Here is a 26,559-nt window from a genome sequence, read left to right as displayed (position 1 = left end):
CTTATCGTAAAGCCTTTATGACAAAATTGTGAAACCATTCACATACTGTGGTTGAATGTGACGTACCTCACAATTATTTAAAGCTGCAGGGTTTACAATTTAACTATAAAGAAAACATTAATTAACTTAAATATATAGGGAGCGATCCAAAATGAAAAAATTAGTGATGATCGGAAACGGAATGGCTGGTGTTAGAACGATTGAAGAAATCCTAAAACTGTCGCCAGAACAATTTGACATAACTATTTTTGGACAAGAGCCATACCCAAACTATAATCGTATTAAGTTATCGAATATTCTTCAGGGTGATACAAATTTTGATGAAATCATTATCAATCCACTAGATTGGTATAAGGAAAATAATATTCAATTATTTACAGGAGAAACAGTCGTAAACATTGATGTAGAGGCAAAGCGTGTCATCAGCGATCAGGGACGAGAAGTCGAGTATGATGAATTGATTATTGCGACTGGATCCAATTCATTCATCCTGCCGATTCCAGGTGCAGATAAAATCGGCGTGACTGGATTTCGTGATATCCAAGATTGTGAAATGATGATCAAGTCGGCGGAGCGGTATAAAAAGGCTGTAGTCATCGGCGGCGGGCTGCTCGGTCTTGAGGCGGCCAGAGGATTGCTAAATCTAGGGATGAAAGTCGACGTGGTCCATTTAATGCCGCATCTAATGGAACGGCAGCTCGATCCGATTGCCTCGTCACTACTTAGAGCAGAACTTGAAGCTCAAGGCATGAACTTTTTAATGGAAAAAGAAACTGTCGAAATCCTTGGAGACGAACGCGTCACAGGCCTGCGTTTTAAAGACGGCTCCGAAGTAGAAGCGGATCTTGTCGTGATGGCGATTGGGATTAAATCCAATACAGCAGTCGTAAAAAGCAGCGGCATCTACGTCAATCGCGGCATTGTGGTCAATGACTTCATGGAAACCAGCATACCGAATGTTTACGCAGTCGGTGAGTGCGCGGAGCATCGCGAAATTGTTTATGGCTTGGTGGCGCCATTATATGAACAAGGAAAAGTACTGGCAGAACGTATTTGCGGGGGTGAAGCGAAGCCGTATGCAGGATCTGTTACCGGGACGCAATTAAAGGTGGCAGGTGTTGACCTTTTCTCTGCAGGAGAAATTTTTGAAGATGGATCAACGAAATCAATCATGGTTTACAACGAATATGACGGTATTTATAAACGGGTATTAACGAGAAATAACTTGATTGTCGGGATTGTCCTTTATGGCGATACAAAGGATAGTACAAAGTTGTTCCGGATGCTGACGAAAAAAGAAGATATTAGCGGGGTTTCCATTTTTCAAACAGAATGTTCGGGAAGGGCTAGTGATGATATTGCTTCCATGCCAAATGATGAACTCGTTTGCGGCTGTAATGGGGTGACAAAAGGGGCAATTGTTGAAGCGATTCAAACACAGGGTCTCACGACGCTTGACCAGGTCAGCTATTGCACAAACGCTGGGCGGTCTTGCGGACGCTGCAAGCCAATGGTCAGCAGTATTCTTGCCCATACACTTGGTGATCAATTCGATTCTGCTGCGGCACAGAAAACAAGCATTTGCGGCTGTACAACAATTAGCCGTGAGGAGTTGGTGGAGGAAATCAAGGCGAAGGGCCTAACAGGTGTGAAGGAAGTCATGAACGTACTGCAGTGGAACAATGAGGAAGGCTGTACGAAATGCCGACCTGCTATCAACTATTACCTTGGCATGATTCACATGGATGAATACAAGGATGACCGTGATTCCCGCCTCGTCAATGAAAAAATGCACGCCAACATTCAGAAGGATGGAACCTACTCCGTTGTCCCAAGGATGTACGGCGGGGTCACAACAGCAGCTGATTTGAAAAAAATCGCTGAGGTCGCAGAAAAGTACAACGTACCACTAGTAAAATTAACCGGCGGGCAGCGGATTGGCTTGTTCGGTGTGAAAAAAGAAGACCTGCCAGCGATGTGGGAAGAGCTTGATATGCCATCCGGCTATGCTTACGGAAAAACACTACGCACAGTAAAAACCTGTGTCGGTGCACAATTCTGCCGCTACGGTACCCAGGATTCAATGGCACTGGGAATTGAACTTGAGAAAAAGTTTGAACGTCTGGATACACCGCATAAAGTAAAAATGGGCGTATCAGCGTGCCCGAGGAACTGTTCTGAAGCTGGAATTAAAGACATCGGCTTCGTTGGTATTGATGGAGGCTGGGAGATTTACGTCGCAGGTAACGGCGGTGTTGACCTTCGCCCTGGCGACTTGCTATGCAAAGTGAAAACGCAAGAAGAGGTTATGGAAATGACTGGCGCCTACCTCCAATACTACCGGGAAACAGCGAATTATTTAGAGCGTACTTCAAAGTGGGTAGAACGCGTAGGCTTGGACCATGTGAAGGAAGTCTTGGCAGATGAGGAAACACGTAAAGCGTTAAACGAGCGGATGGATCAAACATTGAAAAAGTACATCGAGCCTTGGAACGAAGCAATTCAAAATGAAGAAATACAAGATAAATATTATGCTCAGCATACTATCAAGGGTGGGGAGTGAGTCCAAATGATTACAACATTAACACGAATTCCGGTGGCAAACTATTCTAATCTAAAAGCTAGGGCAGGTTATTCTCTTAAAATTGATAACACAGAAATTGCACTATTTAAAGTCACAAACGGCAAAGTTTTTGCGCTAGAAAATCTCAGTCCCCATCCGAAGGGCGGTGTCCTTTCGGAAGGGCTTGTCAGCGGTGAATATGTTTACTGCCCCGTCTATGATTGGAAGATTTCATTAGTAGATGGCAAGGTCCAGGCACCGGACGAGGGCCAAGTAAGGACATTTAAGGTAGAAAGAGAAGAAGATATCATTTTTATCGTATTATAGGGGCTGTTTTTCGAAAAAAATCTCCTTGAAAAATTTTTATCAGCGGTTTTAGTGGTTTTATCAGCGAATTTGAAAGATTTATCAGCGAATATTTTGTTTTATCAGCGAATCTAGCATGCTTATTAGCGAATCTCAAAAAGCAAATTAGCACGGCAATAAGGAAGGAAGGCTGCAGGATGAAAACAGGAAAAGTATTTTTAGTAGGCGCAGGGCCAGGGGACGTAGGACTTATCACCGTTAAAGGGTTGGAAGCGATCAAGCAGGCCGAAGTCATTTTATATGACCGGCTTGCCAATCCAAAACTATTAGAATTTGCCACGAGCGATTGTGAGCTAATTTACTGTGGTAAATTGCCTGACCGCCATATTTTGCGCCAGGAAAACATTAATGATCTTTTGGTGGAAAAGGCATTAGCAGGCAAAAGAGTTGTCCGTTTAAAAGGCGGCGACCCCGGCGTTTTTGGCAGAGTCGGCGAAGAAGCAGCCGCCCTTGCCCAATACGAAATTCCTTTTGAAATCGTGCCTGGCATTTCATCGGGGATTGCAGCCCCCCTATATGCCGGAATTCCTGTCACCCATCGTGAGCATGCCGAATCCTTTGCCGTCGTCACCGCTCATGATAAATCTAAGGACGGCAAACCGCTCCTTGATTGGGAAGGCCTTGCCCGCGGTGTCGACACAATTGCTTTTTACATGGGAGTGGGGAATTTACCGTTTATCTGTGATAATCTTGTAACACACGGAAAGCCCGATTCCACACCGGTTATTTTGATCCAATGGGGTACATTTGGCCGCCAGAAAACATTGCAAGGGACGCTTGCCGATATTTCAGCGAAGGTCCTAGAAGCAAAGTTCACCAATCCTGCCATCATTCTTGTCGGTGAAGTCATCTCGCTTCGGGAAAAAATCAGCTGGTTTGAGAAAAAGCCGTTGTATGGCCGGCAAATCCTGCTTGCGCGGACCTGTGAGGGTGTAAGTGGGTTGGCAAAGGAATTGATGGAGTCCGGCGCTGATGTGATTGAATTCCCAAAATGGAAAAGGATATCGTTACCAATTCATTCAGATATTCTAGCAAACATTTCGAGCTATAAAGGAATTTTGTTCACATCTCCTGAAAGTGTCGGCGACTTTTTCAAAACATTGATGGAAAATCGAGTGGATATTAGAAAAGTAACGGCGGATGTATTTGGTGTTTCTATTAAAACAATAAATGCCCTACAGGAACGCGGCTTGACTCCCCATTTAATCGATGAGATGTCAGTGGCAGGTAAACTACTTATTGTCGGTGATAATAGCATTTTAAAACATAATCACCCTAATGCCGACAGCTGGATAACAAGTAGGAAAGAGCTCGATCTCCAATTCCTGCCTATTTTTAAAAGAATGCTAGAGGAAGCAGATGTGAACACAATGGTTTTCCCTTGCCGGGCATCAGTGGAGCCTTTTATTGAAGGGTTAAAGGAATGTGGAATAGATGTCCTGGAGTTTATGAAGGATTTGCAGGTTGTCAGTATGGGCAAACAAACGATGGGCGCTGTGGAAATGGCTGGACTTCGATCACATGGGATGCCAAGAAGAGCAACAAAAGAAGCCTTGGTTGAATACTTGGCAGGACAACCGCATAGGGTGGTGTAGGAGTCATGGAGGCTGTCATTTATCTTGCGCATGGAAGCAGGCGGGCAGCGGCAAACGAGAAGTTTATTGCTTTTATTAAAAAAGTGATGCACCAGTCTGCGGTAGCCATTCAGTCCTATGGATTTCTTGAAAATAAGGAACCATCGATTACTCAAGCGATTGACACCTGCATCGAACAAGGGGCAAGCAAAATCACGGTTGTCCCTGTTTTCCTATTGCCTGGGGTTCATGCGGCGGTTGATATTCCAGCAGAACTGGACCGCTATCCGGACGTTGTTTTCCACTATGGAAGGCCACTAGGTGTTGATGACAGTATGGTGGAAATTCTAGCAGACAGACTGGCTGCTGCTGGTTTTAGCGGGCAGGGGGACGAAACGGTGCTGATGGTGGGCCACGGGAGCCGGGTCCCTAAAGCTGCAGTTGAATTTGAAAAACTAGCAATAGGTTTGGCTGAGAAAATTGGTAGTAAGGTTCACACGGCCTTCGTCACAACGCCCATTTTCTATCAGGATGTGGCGGCAAAACTAGCAAGTCAAAAGATTTATATTCTTCCTCACTTCTTGTTTTCCGGAGGCTATACCGTCAAAATGAAGAGAGAACTGGATAAGGCGGGCGGAGATATTATTTTTTGTGAGCCGGTTGGTTTTGCTGACAAGTTAATTCCGCTAATTGAAAAACGGGTTGCGGAGGTGTCGAATGAGTTCAAATTATCCGATTATGTTACGGCTTGAAGGGAAAAAAGTTGTGTTCGTTGGCGGAGGTAAGGTGGCCGAGCGAAAAATAAGCGGGTTACTTTGTACTGGGGCTCGTGTTGTGATGGTCAGCCCGGAAACGACGGAAGAATTACAAGGGCTCTTTCATGCTGGAAAAATTGAATGGGTGCAGCGGCAGTTTTCTAAAGGGGATTTGCAGGGCGCGTTTATGGTCTTTGCTGCAACAAACGATAAGGCTTTGAACCAACTGGTAAAAGATTCATCGGATGCCTGCCAGCTCGTTATGATGGTCGATGATCCAGAGGAATCGGATTTTCACCTACCTGCTATTTTTCAGCGCGGTCGTTTGTCAATCGCCGTTTCAACCGGCGGTGCGAGTCCAACGCTTGCCAGGAAGATTCGTGAGCAGCTGGAGCAGGGGTTTGATGAAAGGTACGAAGAATACCTCGATTTTCTTTTTGAGAAGCGAAAGTGGATTATTAAGGAAGTGGCAGATACCGCTTTAAAAAGCAAACTGTTAACAGCAATTGCTAGCGATGAGTTTTTAAACAGCGACGACCGTGAGGGAGACTTTCGGCGGTTATATCAAGAAAGAACATTTTGAATTAGTTTAAAGACATTTTCAGTGATTAGCTAATGAATATTGTCATTAAGAATGTTTACCAAAGAAAATTTAGTGGTTTTAGTCAATTGGTTAAAGGAACTAAGCTCCTTTAACCATCGTTATAAATACAACATCCCCGCGATAGAACTCCTTTTCCTTCACAAACCCAAGTTTTTCATAAAGATGGATAGCCCGGGTATTAAACGCTGCCACGGTAAGTCGTACTGGCAGAGCACCGTGCTCCTCGTTAATTTGCTGAAGAATAAATGTTAAAAATGAAAGCCCCTTTCCCCGACCAGTAAACTCTGGGTTCATTCCAATGCCAACATCAATGTAACCTTGAGGATAGGCCCCAAAATCGGCGTCAATCGGTACCTGAGCCGATTCACCAATGCAGAAGAATCCAAATACCTCATCTTGATCATCCAAGATTGCTGAATAGGAGGAATTCAACAATTCCTGCACATCTTCCACACTATACTCATTATTATAAAAATCATAAGGTGCCTCGTATTTCCAACGTAATATCTTCTCTGCATAAATTTCATCCATTTCCTTCAGATAAAGCAGCATTCAAGTCCCTCCAGACAATAAATAGGTAATAATACTCATTCAAAAAAACCAGATATATCAAGTATTTTATTGGTTTAATAAAAAAGAAACAGGGCATTTTTGCCTATTTATTTAAAATTTTCAGAAAAATAGTTCCATTTTTAAATATCGTGTTATATAATACAAAACGTAGATAGTCACTGTATTATAACAAAGAGGTGAATAAGTTCATGTCAACGCAAACGACTGGTATTGAAGTGGTTGGGGCGATAAAAGCCCAGTATGATGAGATTTTAACTCCGGAGGCTTTGAGTTTTATTGAGGAGTTAGAGCAAAGGTTCGGTGCAAGAAGAGTGGAACTGTTACAGTACAGACAAAAACGCCAACAGGAAATTGATAACGGCAAACTGCCGGATTTCCTTCTTGAAACAAAACACATTCGCAATGGGGAGTGGACAATTGCACCGCTGCCAAAAGACCTTCAAGACCGCCGCGTAGAAATTACCGGACCGACAGACCGTAAAATGGTCATTAATGCCTTGAATTCCGGGGCGAAATTGTTTATGGCTGATTTTGAGGATGCCACTTCACCAACATGGGAAAATGCTATCGAAGGACAAATCAACTTACGGGATGCAGTGAAACGGACGATTAGTTTTGAAAACTCGAATGGTAAGAAATATGTGTTAAAGGAACAAACAGCGCTGCTGATTCCAAGACCACGCGGGTTACATCTTGAAGAAAAACATGTGCTTTTAGATGGCAAGCCTATCTCCGGAAGCTTTTTCGACTTTGGCATGTATTTTTTTCACAATGTAAAGGCACTGCTTGCAAAAGGTTCTGGCCCTTATTTCTATCTTCCAAAACTAGAAAGCCATTTAGAAGCGCGACTTTGGAATGATGTATTTGTTTTTGCCCAGGAAAAGCTTGGGGTTGCTCAAGGAACCATCAAGGCAACGGTATTAATCGAAACAATTATGGCGGCGTTCGAAATGGATGAAATTCTTTATGAGTTAAAGGAGCATTCAGCCGGCTTGAACTGCGGCAGATGGGATTACATTTTCAGCTTTATAAAAAAACTGCGTAGCCAAAAGGATGTCATTTTGCCAGATCGCGCTCAAGTCACGATGACTTCGCCGTTTATGCGCTCTTATTCGCTGCTAACGATTCAAACATGCCACCGCCGCAAGGCACCGGCAATGGGCGGAATGGCGGCTCAAATTCCGGTGAAAAATAACCAGCAGGCAAACGAAGAAGCCTTTGCAAAAGTTCGGGCTGATAAAGAGCGGGAAGCACGCGACGGACACGACGGTACATGGGTAGCGCACCCAGGACTTGTCCCGGTTGCAATGGAAGCATTCGACGGCGAAATGCCGACGCCAAACCAAATCCATACAGCGAAACAGCAAAAAATAACAATTACAGCGCAAGACTTACTTGAGGTGCCTGGCGGAACGATAACAGAAGCAGGTGTCCGCACGAATATCAATGTCGGCATTCAATATGTCGCATCCTGGCTTTCCGGCAGAGGAGCAGCGCCAATCTATAACTTAATGGAGGATGCGGCAACGGCTGAAATTTCTCGGGCGCAGCTTTGGCAGTGGATCCGCCATCCAAAAGGGGTTCTAGATGACGGCAGGAAAGTAACAATCGAAATGTATGAGCAATTAAAAGGCGAGGAATTAGAAAGAATTAAGCATGAAATCGGGACCCAAAGCTTTGAGGAAAGCCGGTTTGATGAGGCAATTCGCCTATTTGACCGCTTAATTTTAAATAATGAGTTTGTTGATTTTTTAACATTGCCGGGATATGAGCAGTTATAAAATGCGTTATTTTTTTAAAAAATATTCTAATAGATTGATAGGAGGAATTTTTAAATGACAGATTCAAGAGTGGCTGGGTTGCAGGAAAGCTGGGAGTTAGATAAGCGTTGGCAAGGGATTACAAGACCATATACGGCCGAGGATGTTATAAAGCTGCGCGGTTCAATTGATATCGAACATACTTTGGCTTGCAAAGGGGCTGAAAAACTTTGGAAGCTGTTAAATGAAGAAGACTATATTAATGCCCTTGGTGCCTTAACAGGAAATCAGGCGGTGCAGCAGGTAAAAGCTGGGCTAAAAGCCATATACTTAAGCGGCTGGCAGGTAGCAGCCGATGCCAACCTTTCCGGACATATGTATCCAGACCAAAGCTTGTACCCGGCAAACAGCGTGCCAAGCGTGGTTAAACGAATTAACCAGGCACTTCAGCGTGCAGACCAAATCACCCATTCCGAAGGTGACGATTCAATTGATTGGTTCGCTCCGATTGTCGCCGATGCCGAGGCAGGCTTTGGCGGACAATTAAACTGTTTCGAATTGATGAAGGGCATGATCGAAGCAGGTGCGTCAGGCGTCCACTTTGAAGACCAGCTTTCTTCCGAGAAAAAGTGCGGCCACTTAGGCGGTAAAGTATTGCTGCCAACACAAACGGCGGTTCGCAACTTGATTGCGGCACGGTTATCAGCTGATGTAATGGGGGTTCCAACCGTATTAGTTGCTCGTACCGACGCCAACGCTGCTGATTTAATTACAAGTGATATCGATTTGAATGATGCTCCGTTCATTACCGGCGAGCGGACTGGCGAGGGATTCTTCCGGGTAAAGGCAGGGATTGAACAGGCGATTGCCCGCGGTTTGGCCTACGCACCATATGCCGATTTAATTTGGTGTGAAACCTCCGAGCCGAATATTCACGAAGCAAGACAATTTGCCGAAGCCATTCATGAGCAGTTCCCTGGCAAATTGTTAGCTTACAACTGTTCGCCATCATTTAACTGGAAAAAGAAACTCGACGAAGAAACAATTGCGAAATTCCAAGAGGAACTTGGAAAAATGGGTTACAAGTTCCAATTCGTGACCCTTGCCGGCTTCCATGCATTAAACCACGGCATGTTCGAGCTTGCCCGCGGCTACAAGGAACGCGGCATGGCAGCCTATTCCGAATTGCAGCAAGCGGAATTCGACAGCGAGCAATACGGCTACACCGCCACACGCCACCAGCGCGAGGTTGGAACAGGTTACTTTGACCAAGTATCAATGGTAATTACCGGTGGAACCTCATCAACAACAGCGTTAAAGGGGTCAACTGAAGAGGCACAATTCACCGGTTCTAATCAAAAATAATACCGGGGTCCTTCTCTCCTGTTTGGAGGGGAGGATTTTTTTGTTTTGGGTGATGTTATAGGGGGGCATGATGGTTTACTCTCGGATGGGTTGACATTACTCTCGGATAAGCCAGAATTACTCTCGATCGAGCATTTTCTCGTGCCAAAATGCTGCCTTAATAGCTTAACTTTGGAAAGGAACACATTTTGAGGTATTATCATACATAATAATAGCCTTTATATGGAGTTGATTTGTTTGAAAAAGCCAACCGTTGACGAGGTCTTGCAGCAAGGGATTTATGGCCCTTTGGAAACAAAACCGGATGAGCGGCGAAAATACTTAGGAACGATAAGAGAACGGATCATTGTTGCCCTCTACAAAAGACAGGTGGCAGAGACCGAAGTTTATCCGCAAATTAAGCAGTCAATGAAGAAGTACCCTGGGGCACAACTGCTTCTCAATGGAAATATGAACTATGAAGCGTTATCAAAATATGTTAAATTGGCTACTAAAAATAAGGTTGTGCATAAGATTGTCACAAACAAAGAGCACGACACGGAAATTGGGTTAGTTTTAGCAATGAGTCATGCGATTGATAAAGAAGATATCTTTATCTCAAAAACCCAACCACTCCCTGAAAAATCTCAAAACAAAAAAGGCTTTTTTTCGAAAATTTTCAAACGGTAAAACTTAGAAAAAAGGGTGTAATTCATTTAGAATTATACCCTTTTTACTTTTTCAAGAAAAATTAAATACAAAAGTTGTTTGATTTATCATAAAATTAAGAGAGTTGTAGAAAAGGGAGCGGGTATTGACATGATGCCAATCAAGCAGCCAATCAAACGGAATCAGCTGAGGATTTATTTGGGAACAAAATATTATCGCCTGAAACGATATTGGGAGTGGTACACGGACGGAAAAAGGTATGCAAAACAAAAAGAAACTGCAAAATTAAAACACGTCATTTTTACCCATAAAACTCCTTTACTGCGACAATTGAAGGACGTCGATATGTGGCTGCAGCATAATAAAGTCAAGAACTTAACGATTGCTGTTAAATCGTTAAATGGGATCATCCTCAATCCCGGGGAGACTTTTTCCTATTGGAAACTACTTGGCAATACGAGTAAAAGCAAAGGTTATCTGGACGGGATGATCCTCCACTATGGAAAGGTAACCACGGGAACTGGCGGGGGACTATGCCAACTTTCGAATCTGATATATTGGATGACCCTCCATACACCGCTGTCGGTAACGGAACGGTATCGTCATAGCTACGATGTTTTCCCGGATTCAAAACGGAGCCAGCCGTTCGGAAGCGGGGCAACCTGTGCCTACAATTACCTTGATTTGCAAATTAAAAATGCCACAAATGCCACCTATCAACTAGTTATCTATTTAACCGACACCGATCTCGTCGGGGAATGGCGTGCCGAAGTGCCACCGACAAGAAAGTATGAGGTTTATGAAAAAGATCACTGGATGACACAGGAGTATTGGGGCGGTTATGCTAGATATAACAAGATTCATAGGAAGGTATATAACTTAAATCAGGAATTGATAGATGATGAATATATTACTGAAAACAATGCAATTATGATGTACGAGCCGTTTTTACCTGACGGAAATTCTTGAAAAATATATTCAAATGGAGGATGAAATTGTTGAATCATAAACTATGGGTCCCATCTTTAATTATCTCTTTAGGAATTATTATCGGCTGTTATCTTATCGCATCAAAGCCTCTTTCAGCTTCTTCAACCGAGCCAAAAAGTAAAAACACAGAGGAGAGCAGTGTCATGGTAGATTTAGACGGTGCTTCAAAATTCCTAGGGTTACCCGCAGAAGAAATCAAAATGATTATTTCTAATGAAAAAAACGCTTTGAGAACTTCTGGTGTTTACGAGGGCATGATGCTGCCATATATTACAGTGGATAGAACGGTATATTTTGAAAAAACACAGCTGTTGCTTTGGGCTCAACAGAGTGCCGAGCAGCATAAGGAATACAGTAAGTGATGAAGGGGAAGGTGATCGTATGTTGATAAACGGAATAAACCATTTGTTATTTTCGGTTTCCAATTTGGAACAATCGATAGAATTTTATCAAGAAGTTTTTGAGGCGAAACTGTTGGTGAAAGGAAAGAGTACGGCTTATTTTGATTTAAATGGACTGTGGCTTGCACTTAATTTGGAAAAAGACATCCCCCGTAATGAAATAAACCAGTCCTATACCCATATCGCTTTTACAATCGAAGAAGCAGATTTTTTAAAAATATATGAGAAACTTAAGCTTTTGAACGTCACTATTTTGCCTGGCCGGTCCAGGGATGAACGGGATAAAAGGTCGATTTATTTCACCGACCCGGATGGTCATAAATTTGAGTTTCATACAGGTACATTAAAGGATAGATTGGATTATTATATGCAGGAAAAAAGCCATATGGATTTTCAGCTTTAGGGAATTAACTACGCCGTCCTTTATCCCGTTACAGTTATGTGGCGAGCATTTGAACTGGCCTGGAAATGGGTTGTGATCAATGGCGGTGCCAGGAGCCGCGAGAAGTTTTTTTGGAGAGACAATGAAGAATATTCAATTTGTGAAAAAAGGTAGAATCCCTCAAGCTTTTTTGGGGGGATCTACCTTTTCTGCTTAATTGGACTTTTCAATGTCCTCCTGTTTAAAGGAATAATTTACCGCATATTATCGGTTACTAATGCATTTCCACTGCATTAGTTTCTTTTTCTGTTTCATTCCTGGAATGAAACATTGAAAAAGGAACATAGGCATATCCATCCATAATTCTTCTTGCTGTTCTACCAATCGCTGCTCGAGGGACATTCCAGTTGGAACCTGAATTTAGGACAGTAGATTCTGTATAAACCACACCTGAAGGGTGTCCGATTCTGATTCCTCTTCCTGGTACTGTCACTTGTTGATTTGGAATTGTTCCATTAATTTGAGCTGCGGTGCTTAATGCGATTGAGCCACTTACCGCAAAAGCTCTGTGTAAGGTTCCCATTGAAATATACCGTGATGTAATGTCAATATCTTCTTTCCGAACAACTTTATTATTCAAATTTACATATTCTTGCGGCGGTGCTACGATTGCAATTTTTGGCAAGGCATGGGTGAAAGGTGTAATACCTTCTCTTTTTTCTATGAATTCAGCAAGTATACCTGCCTCTACACGAATGCTCTCAAGGGTATTTAATAATTCAATATTACTATTAATCTCATTTGGTAATTCGGTACCTTGAACACCAACGTCTTTTGCTCGTACAAAGACAAGAGCATTGATCGAGTCAATAATCGAAACTTCAAATTTTCTTCCATCCGGTATCTGAATGATGTCCGTTGGATTAGAGGTTGGCAATGTTTTTCCCGTATGTGTACCACCAGTATCTAAAAAGTTTAACATGATTTTTGATGAGTGACCAGGAACACCGTCAATCATAAAATTACCATCATAAATAATTTGGCCATTTGCAACAGGTATTTCAATGGCAATTATTTTTTTTGTATTTGTGTTATATACCCGAATGCATGTAAGTGGTTCAGTCAGGCTTACATATCCTTCCTCTAAACCATAAAGCCCAACTGCCGTGGCTATATTCCCACATGTAACCTGATAATCAATTGTATTCTGATGGAGACTGACTTGACCGAATGTGTAATCAATATGTGCATCCTGATGTGAGGGAGGACCAATGATGGCCAATTTGCTTGTTAAAGAAGAGCCTCCTCCTAATCCATCAATTTGGCTTGAATCGGGACTTCCAAAAATCCGCAAAATTAATTGATCTCGAAGAAACTTATTATTTGGGAGGTCAACGGATCTTAATATTAAACCTTTGCTTGTTCCGCCTCTCATTATCGTAGTAGGAATCCTGTAATTCTGAATATAGCTGCTCATCCTGCTCACCGACCTTGTAATTAAATTTTAAGTTAAGCTTAACGGGGTTTAAAGGCTAAGGAAAATACAGGTTTTTTATGATTCCTTATAAAGAAAATTTATTAATAGTATATAAATGGTATTAAATTTTTAAATAGATTATTTTTATAGACTATTATAAATTTTTTGAATTTCATAATCTTAAGTTAGTATGTTAACTTATTACTATAACGAAAGGGGAAATGAGATAAATGGCATTTATACAATTTTCCGGTGTATCTAAACAATTTGAACGCAATGATGAAACGTTTTGGGCAACACGTAATATTAACTTAGAAATTAAAAGAGGGGAGTTTCTAACCGTTATTGGTCCTAGTGGTTGCGGGAAGTCAACGGTGTTAAATATGTGTGCTGGAATTATGGGGCCAGATGAAGGAACAATTATGTACGATGGTAAACAGGTAAATAAGGTTAATACAAAGGTTGGCTATATGACCCAAAAAGATAACTTGCTGCCATGGAGAACAGTAAGGAAGAATGTAGAAATCGGCCTAGAAGTACAAGGTGTAAGCCGAAGTGAGCGTGAGAAAATATGTAAGCGCTACATTGAAATGGTGGGATTAGAAGGATTTGAGAAACATTATCCTCAAGAACTTTCAGGTGGTATGCGGAAACGGGTAAGCTTGGCACAATTATTAGCATACAACCCAGAAACATTATTGCTTGATGAGCCATTTGGAGCGTTAGATGCGCAATTACGGCTAATCATGCAAGATAAGTTGTTAGAAATATGGAAGGAAACAAAGAAAACGATTATCTTTGTTACACATGATCTTGACGAAGCCGTTTCTTTGGGTGATAGAGTAGCAGTATTTAGTAAGCGTCCTGGCACAATTAAAATGATAGAGGAAATAGATATTCCAAGACCAAGAGATATATATAACATCCGTCTTTCACAGGAATTTTTAAAAGCGCATACTACACTTTGGAGTGCATTAAAAGATGAATTTGAATTGGAGGTTAGCAGATGAGTTCAGAAGCTGTAGTACTCGAACAGTCCAAGAAAAGGGCCATTTCAAAAAGAAAATTAAGGAAACGTAAGGAACTTCTTAAGCTTACGGCCATTCGAATATTCATATTAATTGTCACATTATCTATATGGCAATTCGCATCTGGAAGATTAATAGATAAGTTTTGGATTAGCTCTCCAACTGATGTGATGCAAGCTATGTACAAATGGACGATTAGTGGAGAATTATTTTTCCATCTTAGCATCACAATGCAAGAAACGATACTCGGGTTTGTTTTCGGTGCATTAGCCGGAGGGTTTGTAGGGTTTTTGCTTGGACGGTGGACCTATGGCGCGAAAATTTTCGAACCTTTTATTATGTCTTTATACAGCTTGCCTAAGATTGCGTTAGCTCCGTTATTTATCCTTTGGTTTGGGATTGGAATTGATATGAAAATAATCTTGGCTGCAGTTACCGTGTTTTTCTTAGTATTTATAAATACTTATGCCGGTGTTAGAAACGTTGATAAAGAGATGCTGGAGAACATTCGGATTATGGGAGCATCTGAAAGTCAAATTACATTCAAAGTCGTTTTCCCTTCTGCATTGACTTGGATTATGGTTGGACTTAGGACTTCTGTTCCATATGCTTTAATTGGAGCAGTTGTTGGTGAAATTACTGCCTCTAACCGGGGGGTAGGTTACTTGATCCAGTATTCGGCTGGACAATATGATACAGGTGGCACCTTTGCAGCCTTGATTGTGCTTATGGTATTTTCAGTAGCATTAAATTATATCATTACAACAGTCATCGAAAAGCGCTTTATGCGTTGGAAGACTGAAAACTAAAAATAGGATAAAAGAAAAGGGGAGACTAAATGAGAAAGATAAAGACATTTGCAGCGGGCTTGCTCTCAAGTTTATTAATTTTATCTGCCTGTAGTGCAGATAAATCTTCAAACGAAGTTGAAAAAAAGGGAAAAAGAGAAAAAATAACAATAGCCCAATCCACAGCCAGCTTATTATTTACACCGATCTATGTTGCGCAGGAGAAAGGCTTTTTTGAAGAAGAAGGTTTAGACATTGAAGTAACACTCGCAGGAGGATCTACCAATGTTCTTTCGGCAGTAGTAGGTGGAGGAGCAGAGATTGGTGCAACAGGTTTGTCTGTGGTAATGGAAATGAATCATAAAGGTCAAGACGTCCAAGCATTTGCATCTTTAATTAATCAGTATGCGTCAAATGTGGTTATTAAGAAGGATATAGCTAAGAAGCTTGGTGTTACCGAAGAATCGTCAATTGAAGAGAAAATTAAAGCTTTAAAAGGATTAAATATCGGAGTTACACAGCCTGGAGGCGGCAGTGATAGATTAGTACGCTATTTACTCAAAAGTCAAAATATAAATCCGGATAAGGATGCAACCATCGTACCTCTAGGGAAAGCCGAAGCAGTTCTCCCGGCGTTTACTAATAATCAAATTCAGGCATTTGTATTCTCTTCTCCAACATCTGAACAAGCAATTGCTAGTGATAATGGTATGCTATTAATAAATCTATCGAAGGGTGAAATTAAAGAATTGGATGGTTTTGCCCATAGCACACTGTTAACAAAGAAAGACTATATTAAAAAGAATCCTGAAACGATCCAAAAAGTGACGAATGCCATTGCAAAAGCGGAAAAATTCATTGGTGAGAATAAAGAAGAGGCAAAAGAATTAGTAAGAAAATCATTTGACAAGCTTGATACAGCAACATTTGACGCTGCGTTTGAAAATAACTTTAATGCATTTGCAAGGACACCTGTCATTACAAAAAATGGTTATGACATGAATATTGAGTTTGAAGGTATTGATGTTCCTTTTAAAGCAGTTGTAAACAACGAATTTGCCGATAAGAGTATTCAATAATAAAGAAGGATAGATACAATGTGTCAGAGAAAGTCTTGTGGAGAAAATTAATCCTACAAGACTTTTCTTTATAATTATTAAGATTGCCAGATCTACTATCTTGAATTTGGAAGAAGGTTTCTCTAGGTGAATAGTAAAAGATTATATATTTTATTACTGAGTATCCTCTCGGGGTATCTCGTGTCTTTAACAGGCATTTCTATTGGTTGGATGATCGGGGCCTTACTAGCAGGAGGAATCCTATCTCTTTGGATACCAGCTTGGATTCACCATACCGAAGGCTCACCAGGAATTCCGAAATACTGGATGTTTATCGGACAATGGATTCTAGGTGTGGAATTAGGACAAAAAATTAACACGGGTGTTTTCCACATATTTATTGAAAATTGGCTATATGTCATTACAATACTCCTTGTATCTATTATTTTTTCCCTGCTTTCCGGCATTATTTTATGGCGTTTTAGTCAAACGGATCTATTAACAAGTTTTATAGGAACAGCACCTGGTGGAATTTCAGTTATGCCTATTTTTGCCGAAGAAGTAGGGGCGAATCCAGCTCTAGTCAGCATTATTCAAATTATCCGCATTCTCTTAGTGATAGGCACAATGCCAATTTTGGCCTTTTATTGGACTAACAGCGAGGGGAAGGGGGCTATTATTCACAACCATGTAATAACTGGTGGGGCTCCTTTCGAGATAAAACAGATTTTGTGGTTAGGATTTCTAGTTATAATTGCAGTTAGTGGTTCATTCCTGGCAAAATATTTGAAATTTCCCACTCCATGGCTACTAGGAAGTATGATCGTCGTAGCCATTTGGCAGGCAATTGGTGGTCTGTATATGGAAAGTTTTACAATCATCTATTGGCCTCATTGGTTGCTCATCATATCGCAATTATTAATTGGCGTTAGTATTGGGTCTCGTTTAACGAGTCGAATGTTCATTGGGATAAAGCGAACATTATTAGTAGGTTCACTTGGATCGGTGGGATTAGTTATTGTGATGGCACTATGTGCAACCGTAATGTCAAAAATCACTGAGATTAGTTGGATTACGGCTATTCTAGCATTTGCCCCAGGCGGAATCGCGGAGATGGCAGCTACCGCAGTTGCCTTAGATGCTGATTCTACATTTGTGGTAGTAGTGCAAGTGCTTCGAATCGCTATTGTAATCACGTTTTTGCCAACTGTATTTAAAGTCTTAGAGCGCCGAATGATGAAGAAAGATGTAAGCATGACAAAATAATTACCAATCTTACGAGGATTGGAGTCCACGAATCAGATGGTGACTCGTGTTTCTTAATCGTTTGTTTTTTGTGTAAGAAGGAAATCTACAAATGCCCTTACGATGGATAATTCTAGTGAATTCTCATGAAAGATCATCCAAGTCTTTCTGGAGAATTCATTATTATTTTTCGGTAAAACTTCGATTCGATGTAATTGATCATATCCCTTTAAGGAAATTTCAGGAACGACGGCGAATCCAAGTCCGTTTAACACCATCTCAATGCAAGTATCAATCCGGTCTACCTCCATTGTATAATTTGGGGGTGTATCAAATGTTTCTTGCCACCAATAATCCGTTAATGATTTCAATGTCAGATCGGTCTTATAATTAATTCTTGATAATGTAGGGAGTTTATCTATATTTATTTCATTTTTAGATACGACAAATAACTTTTCTTCATTAAGCAAATATTTCTTACCCGACCAATTATAATTTCCTCGAATAATGCCGACATGTGCTTCTTCTTTTTGCAGCATACTATGCATATCTGCACTCCAACCAGTTTTCAAAACGATTTCAATTTCCGGATATAATTTTAAGAAGTTACTTAAAATCTCTGGTAGTTCATATCGTGCAAAAATACTAGCAACACCTAGTCGTAATGTTCCTTTAATATTATTGTCCATATTTTCCAAGTGTTCTTTCGTTTTTCTTAAATCTGCCAACATTTTACTTGCATACTGTACGAGATAATTACCTTCAGGAGTGAATTCAACCCCTTTTTTCCCTCTTAAAAGAATTCGAACATTGAATGCTTCTTCTAATTGCTTTATCCGATAGGTAAGAGCCGGTTGTGAAATGTATAAACGCTCTGCAGCTTTCGTAATACTTCCTTCCTGGTAAATGCTTTGAAGAATTCTCCAATCTTTTTCGTCCATTGGGTTACCTCGCTGTTAGTAATATTCTAAATATTTGGTGTATGAAAAAATCTTAGCATTTACTGTAAAAATTTACAACGCATCTATAAAAGAAATTTATCAATCGAAATAAAATAACGGTATTTTATTTATTGATGATTACCAAATAAACTAGAATTATAGGTTAATAAAGGGAGGAATAAAAAATGGTGGATAACTCATTGTTTTATGACGTCGTCGTAGTTGGAGCAGGAAATGCGGCACTATGTGCAGCCATCTCATCTCGAGAAAAAGGAGCAAATGTCCTTGTACTTGAAAAAGCTCCATTGAACAAAAAGGGAGGAAATTCATTTTTCACAGATGGAGCGATTCGTTTTGCCTACCAAGGAATAGAAGAAATAAGGAAGGTAATCCCTAGTATTACGGATGAAGAAGATGAAAAAATTAATATGCCCGTTTATTCTGAAGAGGATTACTATAATGATTTGATGAGAGTAACAGCGGGGAAAAGTGATCCCGAATTAGCCAGCCAACTTGTATCCAAGTCTTTTGAAACGATTACGTGGATGCAGAGCCATGGAGTTGAATTTGAACTTAACTATGAAAATCAATCATTTGAAAAAGAAGGGAAACACCATTTCTGGGGTGGACTACCGGTAAAAACTCATAACAAAGGCGTTGGTCTTGTAAAGCTCTTAAATAAGCGGGCAAATGAGCTGGGAATCGATATCTGGTATGAATCACAAGCTGTTAAACTTTTAACTGAAAATGAACAACTTACTGCAGTCGTCGTTCAACAAGGAGAACAATCTGTGACTGTAAAGACGGGTAGTGTCATATTAGCTTGTGGCGGCTTTGAAGCGAATAAACAAATGCGCACACAATATATTGGATCAGAATGGGGCTCCGCAATTGTTCGAGGAACAGAATTTAACACCGGAGACGGACTTTCCATGGCGTTAGACATTGGTGCACAAAGGTATGGAGATTGGTCAGGATGCCACTCCATTGGTACAGATTTTAACGCACCAAAAGTGGGAGACTTTAATAAGCCAGGCGATATTTATAAAAAATCTTCATTTCCAATCGGTATTTTAATGAATAAAAACGGAGAGCGTTTCGTTGATGAAGGTGCAGATTTCCGAAATTACACATATGCCAAGTACGGACGGGAAGTATTAAAACAACCTGACCATGTCGCATACCAATTATTTGATGCAAATGTACGCTCAATGTTGCGTAAAGAGTATAATCTCCAAGAAGCTACAGTATATGAAGCTAATAGTCTAGAAGAATTAGCGGACCTCATCAATGTGAACAAGGAGCAATTTTTAAAAACAATTTACGAATACAATGAAGCAGTCCAAGATGGGGAATTTAATCCAACAGTTAAAGATGATAAGGGAACCATTGGGATTACCCCTCCAAAAACAAACTGGGCTTTACGCTTAGACAAAGCTCCTTATTATTCCTACCCAGTAACGTGTGGAATTACCTTTACTTTCGGTGGATTACATGTTAACACAGTGGGAGAAGTATTAAACAAAGAGGGAGATGCAATCAAGGGTCTTTATGCAGCGGGGGAAATGGTCGGTGGCATCTTCTATGAAAATTATCCTGGAGGGTCTGGACTTATGTCCGGTGCAGTATTTGGAAAGCTAGCAGGAGCATCAGCGGCTAATTATTCATTGCAGAAAAGAATAAATGTTGTTTTCTAATTAAATTGGGAAATTGAGTAAAGGGGCTAGGGATAGCACTTAAAATCGTAGGTGCTTCAGAAATAAATTAACTATTAAGGGCCATGTTTTAGTTAAGAAACATGGCTTTTTTAACATTTTGCATTCTGTGTTTTCATCGAGTTGCCACTTCTACCTTTGCCTGAAGTTCAATCTCCACATTTCCTTGAACAGCGCGGCTGATCATGCAGGATGTTTCCGCTTTTTTGGCAAGCCGCCGAGCCAATTCAACGTCTTTTTCAGAAGCTTCCGGCTTCAAGATAATACGAGGGCGGTGGATAATCTTTTTATAGGTAATTACTCCCTTGGTTACATCAACAATGCCTTCCGATTCCATTGTTAGGTCCACCTTCTCCAGCCAGCTGCGTTCCATCATCGCTGCAAGGGTAATGATATAGCAGGTTGCTGCAGCCCCAAGCAGCATCTCATCGGGATTGGTGCCAACACCCGGACCATCCATTTCCGGCGGGATGGAGACCTTTGTTTTTAAGTTTCCAGACTCAATCTCTCCGACGTCATTCCGTAATCCCGGCCAGTTAGCTTTTAAGTGAAAAATATGTTCTGCCATTCTAGATTACCTCCTGCATAAATTGAAAATTATGGTACATTTAATGCGGATTAGTGAAAATTGAAAATTAGCCTAATACTAATTCTTTGTTTATCCAATAAAAAAGTCAAGAAAACGCATTTCTATCCTCCTGAATTAAAATAAAGCGAGATAAACAACCATTTTAACAATTATATCCAAAAATATATTGACTGTTCGCTTAAACAAGAATATACTTCAATTATATTGATTGAACGAACAAACAAAATATTGGAGTGAAAAAACAATGAAAAAAACTGAACAAATGGATGGACGCAAGGAAGCAATAATGGAAGCAGCCTATAGCTTATTTGGCACCGTTGGATATGCTCGCACTTCCATGAAGGATATTGCAGCGAAAGCGGGCGTTGCGCAAGGACTAATAGGTTATTACTTTGGCACAAAAGAAAACCTGCTTGTCCAAGTAGTAAGAGAGTGGATGATTAACAGGGGGATGGCAGAATCTTCATCTCAATTAAAAGGGATGACCGAAAACAAAGACATTATTTCAAACGCCATCCAGCATGTAGTGACTTTCAGAAGGAATAATCCTGAGTGGTTCACCTTGCTCATTAGTTTATGGATGGAGAGTCGTAAGAATCCAGATTTAGAAAAAGAGTTTGAGGCGATCTATTCGGAAATGAAGCTTGGAGTGCTGCAGGTCATTAATGGATTAGAGACAACACTTGAACAGGTGGAAAAGGAATCGCTTGCTTCCATTGTGCAGGCTGTTATTGATGGTCTTACATTACAAGCCATGTCAAAAGAGCAGGATATGCTTAGATTCCAGGAAAATTGTATAAACGGCATGGAATGGCTTTTTAAAGGTTCACAAAAAAAACTTTAATAGGGAAGAGTTGAAGAAAATGAAAAAGGTCAGTCGTTCAAAAAAGATTGTTCTGGCAGTTGTGATTTCATTTTTTGTTATAGTAATAAGTCTTAGTTTTGGAAGTAAAAGAATTTATACGGAAGTAGAAATCAATGCATCTGAAGAACAAGTGTGGGCAATTATCTCAGATTTAGAATCCTATTCTGAGTGGAATCCCTTTATGAAGGAAGCACAAGGAAAGCTGAATGTTGGGGAAAAGTTGCTAATGAAATTGCAAAACGGAAGCCTCAAATTAGATCCCTTTGAGCCTTCGTTACTGCAAGTTAAACCAGGAATGGAAATAAATTGGATTGGCCGTGTGGCAAACATCCCGAAAATTTTTGACGGTAATCATCATTTAGTCATCCAACGGTTATCAGATGACCGTGTTAAATTTATTCAGTATGAAGATTTTGATGGCATAGTCGTGTCTTTGACGAACATGTTTTATCAAACGCTTTTTAAGGATACACGTGAAGGCTTTATTAAAATGAATGATGCCTTAAAAGCGAAGGCGGAAGGCGCAAAGACGGATTAAAATTAACAAATTATTATCAAATATAGCGGCATTTTTGGGGATTTCAGCTGGAGTTGAAAAAAGTTTGCAGACATTTCGAAACACCCGATGGATTCCTAATAGGATCCACCGGGTGTTTTTTCGCTGCTAGTTACTGGAATACTATCCACTAACAATTCCATATTTTTCGCTACTTTTGTGCTGTAGGTAAAATCACCATAGCAATAGGGGTAACGGAAATTATTTTTATTGCCGCCACATGTGTAAATGGTTGGCTTTTCTTTTACCCGAAGTAGGGAGAATTCTTTCGCTAATTCCTCACTATGTTTGCCGCCGTGCTGCGCGACATAGTCAATATAGCCCCTGCCCATGTTATATGCCTGTATAATGGTGGGGAAATCGACCTTTTTTTGATTTCCATAAGTAAGTACGCTCTGAAAATGTTTGACCCCAGCTTGAATACTTTGTTTCGGATCATTAATCGTGTTTGGTGCTAAACCAGCAGATTCAGAAGCCTGCATCGGATCTCCTCCTTTGCCGCGGCTTTCCTGATGCATAAGGGCAATAAGGGTATCTGTGTGACTTTCAAGTTGATATTTCGCTAATTCATCATGTATTAAAGGTGTATATTTTTTTACGTCAGTAAATGGATCGTTTTCTATTATATGAGGGGAATCTTGTTTTTGGAAATGATTTTGAAACATCGCCAACGCGCAAAAAATGATAAACAGCACGAAAAAGGTTTTGAATTTACTCCGTCTTCGTTTTTTCATTCAATAACTCTCCTAAACTCAATTATTTCTGACTATTATAAGGGAATGTTAGAGTAAAGTCAGTGATAAACCTATATTGAAAATCATGGAAAAGGTATTGTATGGGATTCGTCATAATCTAAAAAGACTAACTATTGTCCATACTGAAGAAGGAATCATTGCGGTAAAGCGGAAAAGTTTGATATTATCAATATAAAATAACGTCGGGATCGGAGGTCATATATAATGTCACGAATTTCAAATGACCAGGTGAAACATGTTGCCAACTTAGCACGCTTGGCGATTACGGAAGAAGAAGCGGAAAAGTTCACAAAGCAGCTCGATGCGATTATTACCTTTGCAGAACAGTTAAATGAACTGGATACGGAAAATGTGGAGCCTACATACCATGTGCTTGATATGAAAAATGTCTTGCGGGAAGATATACCACAACAAGGATTACCGCTTGAAGAGGTACTGAAAAATGCACCGGAGCATCAAGACGGGCAGATTAAAGTACCGAATATAATGGGGAAGGAGGATTAAAGCAGTGAGTTTATTTGATAATAAAGTTTCAGATCTCCATGAGCTTTTACATAAGAAAGAACTAAAAGTGACTGACCTAGTGGAGGAATCGTATAAGCGGATTGGTCAAGTCGAGAATAAGGTCCAAGCTTTTTTAACGTTGGATGAAGAACAGGCACGGCAATCAGCAAAATTACTTGATGAAAAACTCGCAACCGATTCTCAAACAGGATTGCTTTTTGGAATGCCGATTGGCGTGAAGGATAACATCGTTACAAAGGGCTTACGAACAACCTGTGCGAGTAAAATTCTCGAAAACTTCAATCCAATTTACGACGCAACCGTTGTCCAAAAACTGCAACAGGCAGAAACTGTGACCATTGGAAAGCTAAACATGGACGAGTTTGCCATGGGTTCGTCGAATGAAAACTCAGCTTTTAAAAAAACGCGGAATCCGTGGGATGTTGACAGGGTACCAGGAGGATCATCTGGCGGTTCGGCAGCATCGGTAGCCGCAGGAGAAGTACTATTTTCATTAGGCTCTGATACGGGCGGTTCCATCCGCCAGCCTGCTTCTTTCTGTGGTGTCGTCGGCATGAAGCCAACCTATGGTCGTGTGTCCCGTTACGGTCTAGTAGCGTTTGCCTCATCCCTTGATCAAATTGGGCCGATTACGAGAACCGTTGAGGATAATGCCTATCTTCTACAAGCAATCTCTGGACTTGACCCGATGGACTCGACATCAGCAAATATAGATGTTCCGAACTTTGCGGCTGCCTTAACCGGTGACGTGAAAGGTCTGAAAATTGCTGTACCTAAGGAGTATCTTGGCGAAGGAGTTGGCGAAGCAGCGCGTCAATCCGTGTTAGCTGCTTTAAAAGTCCTTGAAGGTCTAGGAGCAGTTTGGGAAGAGGTTTCACTCCCACACTCCAAATACGCTCTAGCAGCCTACTACTTACTTTCTTCATCTGAAGCATCAGCAAACCTTGCGCGTTTTGACGGTATACGCTATGGTTACCGGACACCAGATGCAGAAAGCTTAATCGATATATATAAAAAGACACGTGCAGAAGGCTTCGGTGATGAAGTGAAACGCCGGATTATGCTCGGTACGTTTGCGTTAAGCTCGGGCTACTATGATGCTTATTATAAAAAAGCACAACAGGTTCGTACCTTGATTAAGAAGGATTTTGAAGATGTGCTTGCCAAATATGATGTGATTGTCGGACCGACAGCGCCAACGCCTGCTTTTAAAATTGGCGAAAATATTGAAGATCCATTAACAATGTACGCGAATGATATTTTAACGATTCCTTTGAACCTAGCGGGCTTACCAGGAATTTCGGTTCCTTGCGGCTTTGATGGTGGTTTGCCGTTAGGCCTACAAATCATCGGTAAGTATTTTGATGAAGCTACTATTTATCGAGCAGCACATGCTTTCGAACAAGCAACAGACTTTCATAAACAAAAGCCGGAATTGTAGGGGGTGGAAACAATGGAATTTGAAACAGTGATCGGACTTGAAGTTCATGTCGAGTTAAAAACAGACTCTAAAATTTTCTCAGCGAGCCCAAACCAGTTTGGGGATGAGCCGAACACGAATACGAGTGTAATCGACCTAGGATATCCAGGGGTTTTACCTGTCCTTAATAAAAAGGCAGTTGAGTTCGGCATGAAGGCGGCGATGGCGTTAAACTGTGAGGTTGCGTCACATACGAAATTTGACCGTAAAAACTATTTTTACCCGGACAATCCAAAGGCTTATCAAATCTCGCAATTTGACAAGCCGATTGGCGAGCATGGCTGGATTGAAATTGAAGTAAACGGTTATACGAAACGGATTGGAATCACAAGAATTCATCTGGAAGAGGATGCCGGGAAACTGAACCATGGAAAAGGGTACTCATTATGCGACTACAATCGTCAGGGTACTCCACTCGTTGAGATTGTTTCCGAGCCAGATATCCGCACTCCAGACGAGGCCTATGCATATCTTGAAAAATTAAAGTCAATTATTCAATATACAGGCGTTTCCGATTGTAAGATGGAAGAGGGATCGCTCCGTTGCGATGCTAATATTTCCATTCGTCCGGTGGGACAAGAGGAATTCGGTACGAAAACGGAATTGAAGAACTTGAACTCTTTCAACTTTGTCCGTAAAGGCCTTGAATATGAAGAAAAGCGGCAACGTGAAGTGGTTTCGGCAGGAGGGGTCATTGAACAGGAAACCCGTCGATTTGATGAGGCGACTGGTGCCACTTTGCTGATGAGGGTCAAAGAAGGTTCCGATGATTATCGCTACTTCCCGGAACCAGACTTGTTGGATATATTCATTGATGAAGATTGGAAAGCGCGGATTCGTGCGGAAATCCCTGAGCTTCCAGACGAGCGCCAAAAGCGTTATGTAGAAGAACTCGGATTACCTGTTTATGATGCCAAGGTGCTTACAATGACAAAAGAAATGGCCGATTTCTTTGAGGCAACTGTGGGTGGCGGGGCCGATGCGAAGCTGGCATCGAACTGGATCATGGGCGATGTTTCCGCCTATTTGAACGCCGAGTCGAAGGAGCTTGATCAGGTGGCGTTGACACCAGAAGGTCTCGCAGGCATGATTAAGTTGCTTGAAAACGGAACGATCTCATCGAAAATCGCGAAAACCGTTTTTAAAGAATTAATCGAAAACGGCGGCGATGCCGAGAAAATCGTGAAAGAAAAAGGTCTCGTGCAAATTTCGGATGAAGGAACACTTTTGAAAATTATCACAGAAGTCCTTGATGCTAATCCGAAATCGATTGAAGATTTTATAGCTGGGAAAAACAAAGCGGTTGGTTTCCTTGTTGGTCAGCTCATGAAAGCTACCAAAGGACAAGCAAATCCGCAAATGGTTAATCAATTATTGCAGCAAGAACTACAAAAACGTTAAATCAGTAGCTGGCAGAATCTCCTCTGTCAGCTATTTTTTTGTCGAGCGGAATTCGACATTATTTTTTTCAATTTCCCGGGAAAAATTCAAATGTGGCAAGGGGTTGCCCCATTTTCAAATAAACGTTTGATTAATATTGAAATATAGGAATGCCT

Annotated in this window: 26 protein-coding genes; 21 read left to right on the top strand and 5 right to left on the bottom strand. The window is 41.0% G+C overall.

The features are described 5' to 3' along the window. Positions 1-151: 151 nt before the first annotated feature. The 5 genes from nirB (at position 152) to ACFVSW_RS08325 (ending at position 5,841) form a co-directional block, all read left to right on the top strand. Complete coding sequence (gene nirB / locus ACFVSW_RS08345) at positions 152-2,563, top strand: nitrite reductase large subunit NirB (protein WP_387314544.1); 2,412 nt, start codon at positions 152-154, stop codon at positions 2,561-2,563. Between the two features lie 6 nt (positions 2,564-2,569). Beyond that, positions 2,570-2,890, top strand: a complete 321-nt coding sequence (gene nirD / locus ACFVSW_RS08340) for a nitrite reductase small subunit NirD (RefSeq protein ID WP_387314542.1) — start codon at positions 2,570-2,572, stop codon at positions 2,888-2,890. Between the two features lie 176 nt (positions 2,891-3,066). Then, the gene (gene cobA / locus ACFVSW_RS08335; protein ID WP_387314539.1) at positions 3,067-4,524 is read left to right on the top strand and encodes a uroporphyrinogen-III C-methyltransferase; all 1,458 of its coding nucleotides are present in this window, start codon (positions 3,067-3,069) and stop codon (positions 4,522-4,524) included. Between the two features lie 5 nt (positions 4,525-4,529). Beyond that, positions 4,530-5,255, top strand: a complete 726-nt coding sequence (locus ACFVSW_RS08330) for a sirohydrochlorin chelatase (protein WP_387314537.1) — start codon at positions 4,530-4,532, stop codon at positions 5,253-5,255. Further along, a complete protein-coding gene (locus ACFVSW_RS08325) occupies positions 5,221-5,841 on the top strand; it encodes an NAD(P)-binding protein (RefSeq protein ID WP_387314534.1) in 621 nt (206 codons plus the stop codon). Before ACFVSW_RS08330 ends, ACFVSW_RS08325 begins: the two co-directional genes overlap by 35 nt. 99 nt (positions 5,842-5,940) lie before the next feature. Here the strand turns inward: ACFVSW_RS08325 and ACFVSW_RS08320 are convergent, their stop codons facing one another. Next, positions 5,941-6,414 carry a GNAT family N-acetyltransferase gene (locus tag ACFVSW_RS08320; RefSeq protein WP_387314531.1) on the bottom strand — a complete coding sequence of 158 codons (474 nt, stop codon included), beginning with the start codon at positions 6,412-6,414 and terminating at the stop codon, positions 5,941-5,943. A 209-nt stretch (positions 6,415-6,623) separates the two neighbouring features. On the opposite strand from ACFVSW_RS08320, the gene aceB reads away from it, so the two are divergent. From aceB to fosM, 6 genes are all read left to right on the top strand, one after another. Further along, a complete protein-coding gene (aceB, locus tag ACFVSW_RS08315; protein WP_387314528.1) occupies positions 6,624-8,216 on the top strand; it encodes a malate synthase A in 1,593 nt (530 codons plus the stop codon). Between the two features lie 54 nt (positions 8,217-8,270). After that, entirely contained in the window at positions 8,271-9,560 is a 1,290-nt protein-coding gene (aceA, locus tag ACFVSW_RS08310) for an isocitrate lyase (protein WP_387314525.1), read from the top strand. Between the two features lie 237 nt (positions 9,561-9,797). Then, on the top strand, positions 9,798-10,229 hold the full coding sequence (locus ACFVSW_RS08305) for a YueI family protein (protein WP_387314522.1): 432 nt from the start codon (positions 9,798-9,800) through the stop codon (positions 10,227-10,229). A 129-nt stretch (positions 10,230-10,358) separates the two neighbouring features. Beyond that, positions 10,359-11,177: a VanW family protein gene (locus ACFVSW_RS08300; protein ID WP_387314519.1), complete on the top strand. Its 819-nt coding sequence runs from the start codon at positions 10,359-10,361 to the stop codon at positions 11,175-11,177. A 29-nt stretch (positions 11,178-11,206) separates the two neighbouring features. Next, the gene (locus ACFVSW_RS08295) at positions 11,207-11,560 is read left to right on the top strand and encodes a hypothetical protein (RefSeq protein ID WP_387314516.1); all 354 of its coding nucleotides are present in this window, start codon (positions 11,207-11,209) and stop codon (positions 11,558-11,560) included. Positions 11,561-11,582: 22 nt separating this feature from the next. Then, positions 11,583-12,002, top strand: coding sequence for a FosM family fosfomycin resistance protein (gene fosM / locus ACFVSW_RS08290; protein ID WP_387314514.1), 420 nt, complete (start codon positions 11,583-11,585; stop codon positions 12,000-12,002). A gap of 253 nt (positions 12,003-12,255) precedes the next feature. Here the strand turns inward: fosM and ACFVSW_RS08285 are convergent, their stop codons facing one another. Next, positions 12,256-13,458, bottom strand: coding sequence for a 2-methylaconitate cis-trans isomerase PrpF family protein (locus tag ACFVSW_RS08285; protein ID WP_387314511.1), 1,203 nt, complete (start codon positions 13,456-13,458; stop codon positions 12,256-12,258). Positions 13,459-13,688: 230 nt separating this feature from the next. On the opposite strand from ACFVSW_RS08285, the gene ACFVSW_RS08280 reads away from it, so the two are divergent. The 4 genes from ACFVSW_RS08280 to ACFVSW_RS08265 all read left to right on the top strand — a co-directional run bounded on the left by ACFVSW_RS08280 (position 13,689) and on the right by ACFVSW_RS08265 (position 17,598). After that, positions 13,689-14,468, top strand: coding sequence for an ABC transporter ATP-binding protein (locus ACFVSW_RS08280; protein ID WP_387314508.1), 780 nt, complete (start codon positions 13,689-13,691; stop codon positions 14,466-14,468). Further along, entirely contained in the window at positions 14,465-15,295 is an 831-nt protein-coding gene (locus tag ACFVSW_RS08275; RefSeq protein ID WP_387314505.1) for an ABC transporter permease, read from the top strand. Before ACFVSW_RS08280 ends, ACFVSW_RS08275 begins: the two co-directional genes overlap by 4 nt. Before the next feature lie 29 nt (positions 15,296-15,324). Continuing rightward, complete coding sequence (locus ACFVSW_RS08270; protein ID WP_387314503.1) at positions 15,325-16,353, top strand: ABC transporter substrate-binding protein; 1,029 nt, start codon at positions 15,325-15,327, stop codon at positions 16,351-16,353. Positions 16,354-16,479: 126 nt separating this feature from the next. Then, entirely contained in the window at positions 16,480-17,598 is a 1,119-nt protein-coding gene (locus ACFVSW_RS08265) for an AbrB family transcriptional regulator (RefSeq protein ID WP_387314501.1), read from the top strand. 53 nt (positions 17,599-17,651) lie between these two features. Here ACFVSW_RS08265 and ACFVSW_RS08260 read toward each other — a convergent pair whose 3' ends face one another. Next, the gene (locus tag ACFVSW_RS08260) at positions 17,652-18,518 is read right to left on the bottom strand and encodes a LysR family transcriptional regulator (protein ID WP_387314499.1); all 867 of its coding nucleotides are present in this window, start codon (positions 18,516-18,518) and stop codon (positions 17,652-17,654) included. Between the two features lie 185 nt (positions 18,519-18,703). Here ACFVSW_RS08260 and tcuA point away from each other — a divergent pair, with 185 nt between their 5' ends. Further along, complete coding sequence (tcuA, locus tag ACFVSW_RS08255; protein WP_387314497.1) at positions 18,704-20,215, top strand: FAD-dependent tricarballylate dehydrogenase TcuA; 1,512 nt, start codon at positions 18,704-18,706, stop codon at positions 20,213-20,215. Positions 20,216-20,348: 133 nt separating this feature from the next. Here the strand turns inward: tcuA and ACFVSW_RS08250 are convergent, their stop codons facing one another. Next, positions 20,349-20,801, bottom strand: a complete 453-nt coding sequence (locus ACFVSW_RS08250) for an OsmC family protein (protein WP_387314495.1) — start codon at positions 20,799-20,801, stop codon at positions 20,349-20,351. A gap of 265 nt (positions 20,802-21,066) precedes the next feature. Here ACFVSW_RS08250 and ACFVSW_RS08245 point away from each other — a divergent pair, with 265 nt between their 5' ends. Next, positions 21,067-21,666, top strand: coding sequence for a TetR/AcrR family transcriptional regulator (locus ACFVSW_RS08245; RefSeq protein ID WP_387314493.1), 600 nt, complete (start codon positions 21,067-21,069; stop codon positions 21,664-21,666). 19 nt (positions 21,667-21,685) lie between these two features. Continuing rightward, complete coding sequence (locus ACFVSW_RS08240; RefSeq protein WP_387314491.1) at positions 21,686-22,225, top strand: SRPBCC family protein; 540 nt, start codon at positions 21,686-21,688, stop codon at positions 22,223-22,225. 95 nt (positions 22,226-22,320) lie between these two features. On the opposite strand, the gene ACFVSW_RS08235 is transcribed toward ACFVSW_RS08240, so the two are convergent. Then, positions 22,321-22,977 (bottom strand): lysozyme family protein, encoded by a 657-nt coding sequence (locus tag ACFVSW_RS08235; protein ID WP_387314488.1) that lies wholly within the window; start codon positions 22,975-22,977, stop codon positions 22,321-22,323. Between the two features lie 225 nt (positions 22,978-23,202). Here ACFVSW_RS08235 and gatC point away from each other — a divergent pair, with 225 nt between their 5' ends. From gatC to gatB, 3 genes are read left to right on the top strand one after another with little or no spacing between them, the layout of a single operon-like run. Continuing rightward, positions 23,203-23,502 carry an Asp-tRNA(Asn)/Glu-tRNA(Gln) amidotransferase subunit GatC gene (gene gatC / locus ACFVSW_RS08230; protein WP_387314485.1) on the top strand — a complete coding sequence of 100 codons (300 nt, stop codon included), beginning with the start codon at positions 23,203-23,205 and terminating at the stop codon, positions 23,500-23,502. Between the two features lie 4 nt (positions 23,503-23,506). After that, positions 23,507-24,964, top strand: a complete 1,458-nt coding sequence (gene gatA, locus ACFVSW_RS08225; protein WP_387314483.1) for an Asp-tRNA(Asn)/Glu-tRNA(Gln) amidotransferase subunit GatA — start codon at positions 23,507-23,509, stop codon at positions 24,962-24,964. Between the two features lie 12 nt (positions 24,965-24,976). After that, positions 24,977-26,404, top strand: coding sequence for an Asp-tRNA(Asn)/Glu-tRNA(Gln) amidotransferase subunit GatB (gene gatB, locus ACFVSW_RS08220; RefSeq protein WP_387314481.1), 1,428 nt, complete (start codon positions 24,977-24,979; stop codon positions 26,402-26,404). The last annotated feature ends 155 nt before the right edge of the window (positions 26,405-26,559 follow it).

Origin of the sequence: Neobacillus sp. NPDC058068 (assembly GCF_042885335.1) — a bacterium.
In the GTDB taxonomy this organism is placed as follows: domain Bacteria; phylum Bacillota; class Bacilli; order Bacillales; family Cytobacillaceae; genus Neobacillus.
Note: the sequence above shows the minus strand (reverse complement) of the source record. Positions and strands in the feature narration are given on the sequence as shown.